The organism is Sphingopyxis sp. SCN 67-31 (genome assembly GCF_001725095.1).
Map to the genome: position 1 here is coordinate 1 of NZ_MEFH01000198.1, position 5,290 is coordinate 5,290.

Below are 5,290 nucleotides of genomic sequence, written 5' to 3' on the forward strand. Positions count from 1 at the left end.
CGTCAAAAAGGGGCTGCCGCGCCCGGTCGCGCCGGCCGAGGCGATGCAGCTTGCGCAGGATGTCGAGGATAATGCCCGCGAAGCCTGGGTCGGCGCGCGCGATTTTTCCTTGCTGCTGCTGCTCTATGGTGCGGGTCTGCGCATCGGCGAGGCGCTGTCGCTGACCGGCGCGGCGCTGCCGCTCGGCGAAACGCTGCGCGTGACCGGCAAGCGCGGCAAGACGCGGATCGTGCCGATCCTGCCCGCGGTCGCGGCGGCGGTCGCGCGCTATGTCGCGGCCTGCCCCTGGCCGATGGGCAAGGATGCACCGCTGTTCGTCGGCGCGCGCGGCGGGCCGCTGCAACCGGGCGTCGTGCGGGCCAGCGTCCGGCAGGCGCGCCGCGCGCTCGGCCTGCCCGAGCGCACGACGCCGCACGCGCTGCGCCACAGCTTCGCAACGCATCTGCTCGCGGGCGGGGCCGATTTGCGCAGCCTGCAGGAACTGTTGGGCCATGCGAGTCTGGCGTCGACGCAGATCTACACCGCCGTCGATGCCGCGCATCTGCTCGACGTCTATCGCAACGCTCACCCCCGCGCCGGTTAGTCGCGGCGGTGCTTGGGCTTCCAGGTGAAGACGCGCCAGAAATAGAGAAGGACCAGCGAGCCGATCGCGACGAGCGCGAGCGGGCCGACGAACTGTTCGATATCGGCGAACTGCTTGCCGAACCAGTTGCCCGCGCCGGCGAGGGCGGCGATCCAGATCGTTGATCCGGCGGCGGTCCACAGCAGGAATTTCGCCTGATTCATATGGACCATACCCGCGGGCAGCGACACCATCGTCCGCGCAACGGGCATGAAGCGCGCGACGAAGACGATGCCCGGACCATATCGGACGAAGCCCGCGTGCAAGCGCTCGACCTCGTGCCAGTCGAGCGTCAGCCAGCGGCCGTGGCGGTCGATAAAGGGCTTCAGCCTTTTGTAGCCGATCCAGCGCCCGATCGCATACCACACCCAATTGCCCGCGGTGGTGCCCGCGACCGCGACCGCGACGAGGGTCCAGAAGTCGAAGCGTCCTTGCGCGACCGCGATGCCGCCCAGCCCCATGATGACTTCGGACGGGACGGGCGGGAAGACGTTTTCGAGGAACATCAGGACGGCAATGCCCCAATATCCCCACGCCTGAATCAGATCGAGGATGAATTCGGTCATGAAGGGCAAACGCGGTGGGGGCTCAAGCGATCCGGCGTTCTATCGCATCCCAGATCATGCCGGCCGTATCGCTGTTGTTGAAGCGGTCGATCGCAACGATGCCGGTCGGCGAGGTGACGTTGATTTCGGTGAGCCATTCGCCGCCGATCACATCGATGCCGACGAAGATCAGGCCGCGTTCCTTGAGCTGCGGGCCGAGCGCGGCGCAGATTTCCTGCTCGCGCGGCGTCAATTCCGCCGCTTCGGCATAGCCGCCGACGGCAAGGTTCGACCGGAATTCGCCTTCGCCGGGCTTGCGGTTGATCGCGCCGGCCACGTCGCCGTCGACCAGCACGATCCGCTTGTCGCCTTTGGACACGCTGGGCAGGAATTGCTGGACCATGAAGGGTTCGGGCCAGACCTGACCGAAAAGTTCGACCAGTGCGCCGAGATTGCTGCCGTCAGCGTCGATGCGGAACACCGCCTTGCCGCCGTTGCCGTGCAGCGGCTTGACGACGACGGCGCCGTGGCGCGCCTGAAAATCCTTCACCGCGTCAAGATCGCGCGTGACCATCGTCGGCGGCATGAATTGCGGAAAATCGAGCACGAAAACCTTTTCGGGCGCGTTGCGCACCGAAACGGGATCATTGACCACCAGCGTCTCGCCCCGAATGCGTTCGAGCAGCCAGGTACCGGTAAGATAGCCGAGGTCGAAGGGCGGATCCTGCCGCATCAGCACGACATCGACATCGTGGCCGAGGTCGATCGTTACGGGATCGCCGAAGCGGTAATGCGCGCCGGCCTCGCGCTTGACGTCGAGAACGGGGTGCGCCCGTGTCGTCAGCCGTCCGGCCTCCCAGGTCAGCCCGCGCACATCGTAGTGATAGAGGGTGTAGCCGCGTTCGAGCGCTTTCAGCATCAACGCGAAACTGCTGTCGCCGCCGATGTTGATGCCATCCATCGGGTCCATTTGAACCGCCGCGCACAGGGTCATTCCGTCTTCCTTCAGGGCTGCCAGACGTGGACCAGATGGCGAGGCAAGCGCCCCGGCGCAAGGAGCATCACGTCGATGCGAATATCATCATCGGGTCGCGCAAAGCGCGCGCTGAGCATTTCTGCGGCTGCCGCGACGCGGCGCAGGCGAAATTCGTCGATCGCCATATCGAGATCGGCGGCGCGGTCGCGCCATTTCACTTCGACGAAAGCGAGTGTGCGGCCGCGCCGCGCCACCAGATCGACTTCGCCCGCGGGAACGCGCAGCCGTTCGCCCAGGATACGCCAGCCATGCAGGCGCAGCCACCAGGCGGCGCGCCGTTCGGCCCGGCGTCCGCGCGCTTCGGCGGCGGCGCGGTTCAAGCGCGATCCTTAAGCGCGAGTGCGCGCGCATAAACCGCGTGACGGTCGAGCCCGAAGCGTTTGGCGACGGCCTTGGCGGCTTTGGCCACCGGCTGCTCGTCCAGCGCCTCGCGCAGCGCCGCGTCGATTGCGTCGTCGTCGGCAGCTTCGACGGCCTGCTCCTGGGGCGGGCCGACCATCACGACGATTTCGCCTTTTGGCGGCGCGTCGGCGTAGCGCGCGGCGAGATCTTCGAGCGGGCCGGTGACGCATTCTTCGTATAATTTGCTGATTTCGCGCGCGACCGCCGCCTCGCGATTGCCGAGGCCGGCGGCGAGCGCGGTCAGGGTCGCGGCGAGGCGCGGCCCGCTTTCGTAGAAGACGAGCGTTGCGCGCAGAGCGGCGAATTCGGCGATCGTGTCGGCGCGTGCCTTGGCCTTGTTCGGCAGGAAGCCCGCAAAAAGAAAGCGATCGCTCGGCAGGCCCGACAGGGTGATGGCGGCGATTGCGGCGCAGGGGCCGGGCAGGGTGGTGATTGACCGTCCCGCCGCGCGCGCATCGCGCACCAGCTTGTAGCCGGGGTCCGAAATCAGCGGGGTTCCGGCGTCGGACACCAGCACGACGACTTCGTCCGCCATCCGGGCAACCAGCGCCGCACGGGCGCGTTCGTCGCTATGATCGTGATAGGGGGTCATCGGAACACGCAAGCCCAGATGTGCGAGCAGCTTTGCCGTGACGCGCGTATCCTCCGCCGCGATCACGTCGGCGCGCGCGAGCACCGCCGCGGCGCGCGGGGTGATGTCGCCAAGGTTGCCGATGGGCGTCGCGACGATATAGAGACCGGGCAAGGGAGATATAGAGATGGTCGAATCCGGCATGGCGGCAGAGATGGCAGAAACGACGCGCGAGCGCCAAGGGAATGCGTCGCCGCGGCGGCAATTGCTGCGCGGTATCGCGACGCTGGCGCTCGGCGGGCTGCTCGCCGCATGCCAGGTGGTGCCAAAGACCAACGGTCCGGCCACCCCACCGCCGCCCGACAAGCCCACCGACAATGTCGGCCCCGGCCTGCCGACCGATACCGATCGCCACCGCGTCGCGCTGCTCGTTCCGCAGACGGGAACCAACGCCGACGTCGGCATGGCGATCGCCAATGCGACGACGATGGCGCTGCTCGATACCAAGGCCGACAAGGTCCGCATCACGACGTATGACACCGCGCTGGGCGCCGCCGCGGCCGCGAAGCAGGCGGTGGCCGACGGCAACAAGCTGATCCTCGGCCCGCTGCTCAGCGAGGATGTCACCGCGGTGGCGCCGATCGCGCGGGCGGCGAAGGTGCCCGTCATCAGCTTTTCGAACGACAGCAGCGTCGCGGGCAACGGCGTCTTCATCATGGGCTTCGTTCCCGGCCAGTCGGTCGAGCGGGTCGTGAGCTTTGCCCGCGCCAAGGGGCAGCAGCGCTTCGGCGCGCTGATCCCCAAGAATCTTTATGGCGAGCGTTCGATGGCGGCGTTCAAGGCGGCGGTCGCCAATGCGGGCGGAACGCTCGTCGCGACCGAAACCTATGACCGTAGCGCCGCGGCGCTGACGGGTGCGGCGCGCCGTCTGGCGAGCGCCGGTGCGATGGACGCGGTGCTGATCGCCGATGTCGGCGGCAATGCGGTGCGCGCGGTTCCGATCATCAAGGGCGCGGGACAGCGCCAGATCCTCGGCACCGAATTGTGGAACACCGATGCGACACTGGGCGGCAACCCGGCGATGCGCGGTGCATGGTTCGCCAGCGTTTCGGACGGCCTCTACGGCCAGCTCGCCACCAAATATCGCACCCGGTTCGGCAAGGCGCCCTATCGCCTGGCCAGCCTCGGCTATGATTCGGTGCTGCTGACGGTGCGCATTGCGCGTGACTGGAAGCCGGGGACCAACTTTCCTGCCGGGCGCCTGATGGCGGCGGACGGGTTCGGCGGCATCGACGGCATCTTCCGCTTCAACGACCGCGGCATCGCGATCCGCGCGCTGGAGGTCAGCGAGGTGGGGGCGGGCGGCTTCCGCGTGATCGACCCCGCGCCCGCCAAATGGTAGGGTCCGGATCCTAGGGGCAGCGGGCGTGGCATAGCCGCCACAGTCGGACGAAAACCGCCGGTAAATTGCGCACGGCAACCTTTACGCCGCGCCAATGTTCATTATATGTGCACCGCGCGCGCGTTTGCGCGCCCGCTGCGCATATGAACTGAAACGACACAGGAGATACAGCTATACGCCCGCCCATGACCCGCCGCCCGCTGGCGCCAATGCCGCCGAAGAACGGCCCGCGATACAATGAATTCATCGCCTCGCCCAAGGTCCGTGTGATCGACGAGGAAGGCGAAAATCTGGGCGTAATGCTGACTGCTGAAGCGATCGAACAGGCGGCCGAAGTCGGCCTCGATCTGGTCGAAGTATCCCCCAACGCCGATCCGCCGGTGTGCAAGTTCCTCGATGTGGGCAAGTATAAGTACGAAGCCCAGAAAAAGGCCAATGCGGCCCGCAAGACGCAGAAGACCCAGGAAATCAAAGAGATCAAGATGCGTCCGAACATCGACGATCATGATTTCGAAGTGAAGATGAAGAAGGTCTTCGACTTCCTCGAGGAAGGCGACAAGGTCAAGATGACCATGCGCTTCCGCGGCCGCGAAATGAGCCATACGCAGCTCGGCCTCAACGTGCTGCAGCGCGTGGCGGAGATGACGGCAGAGATCGCCAAGGTCGAGGCGCATCCGCGCACCGAAGGGCGTCAGATGCTGATGGTGCTCGC

Annotated in this window: 7 protein-coding genes; 3 read left to right on the forward strand and 4 right to left on the reverse strand. The window is 66.6% G+C overall.

Annotation, left to right across the window (positions count from 1 at the left end; genetic code table 11):
- Positions 1–583 (forward strand): tyrosine-type recombinase/integrase (locus ABS88_RS23775; protein ID WP_286750785.1); only part of this gene is annotated, 583 nt, incomplete at its 5' end.
- Here ABS88_RS23775 and ABS88_RS23780 read toward each other — a convergent pair.
- The 4 genes from ABS88_RS23780 to rsmI are packed head-to-tail and all read right to left on the reverse strand — an operon-like array spanning position 580 to position 3,380.
- On the reverse strand, positions 580–1,188 hold the full coding sequence (locus ABS88_RS23780) for a DedA family protein (RefSeq protein WP_003039464.1): 609 nt from the start codon (positions 1,186–1,188) through the stop codon (positions 580–582). The two genes, ABS88_RS23775 and ABS88_RS23780, sit on opposite strands and share 4 nt — an antisense overlap.
- 22 nt (positions 1,189–1,210) lie before the next feature.
- Positions 1,211–2,161, reverse strand: coding sequence for a glutathione synthase (gene gshB / locus ABS88_RS23785; protein WP_286750786.1), 951 nt, complete (start codon positions 2,159–2,161; stop codon positions 1,211–1,213).
- An 11-nt stretch (positions 2,162–2,172) separates the two neighbouring features.
- The gene (locus tag ABS88_RS23790; RefSeq protein ID WP_003039458.1) at positions 2,173–2,523 is read right to left on the reverse strand and encodes a YraN family protein; all 351 of its coding nucleotides are present in this window, start codon (positions 2,521–2,523) and stop codon (positions 2,173–2,175) included.
- Positions 2,520–3,380: a 16S rRNA (cytidine(1402)-2'-O)-methyltransferase gene (gene rsmI, locus ABS88_RS23795; RefSeq protein ID WP_286750787.1), complete on the reverse strand. Its 861-nt coding sequence runs from the start codon at positions 3,378–3,380 to the stop codon at positions 2,520–2,522. Before rsmI ends, ABS88_RS23790 begins: the two co-directional genes overlap by 4 nt.
- 10 nt (positions 3,381–3,390) lie before the next feature.
- Here rsmI and ABS88_RS23800 point away from each other — a divergent pair, with 10 nt between their 5' ends.
- Positions 3,391–4,578 (forward strand): penicillin-binding protein activator, encoded by a 1,188-nt coding sequence (locus ABS88_RS23800; protein WP_040589271.1) that lies wholly within the window; start codon positions 3,391–3,393, stop codon positions 4,576–4,578.
- Positions 4,579–4,763: 185 nt separating this feature from the next.
- A partial coding sequence (gene infC, locus ABS88_RS23805; protein ID WP_286750788.1) for a translation initiation factor IF-3 occupies positions 4,764–5,290 on the forward strand: 527 nt, incomplete at its 3' end.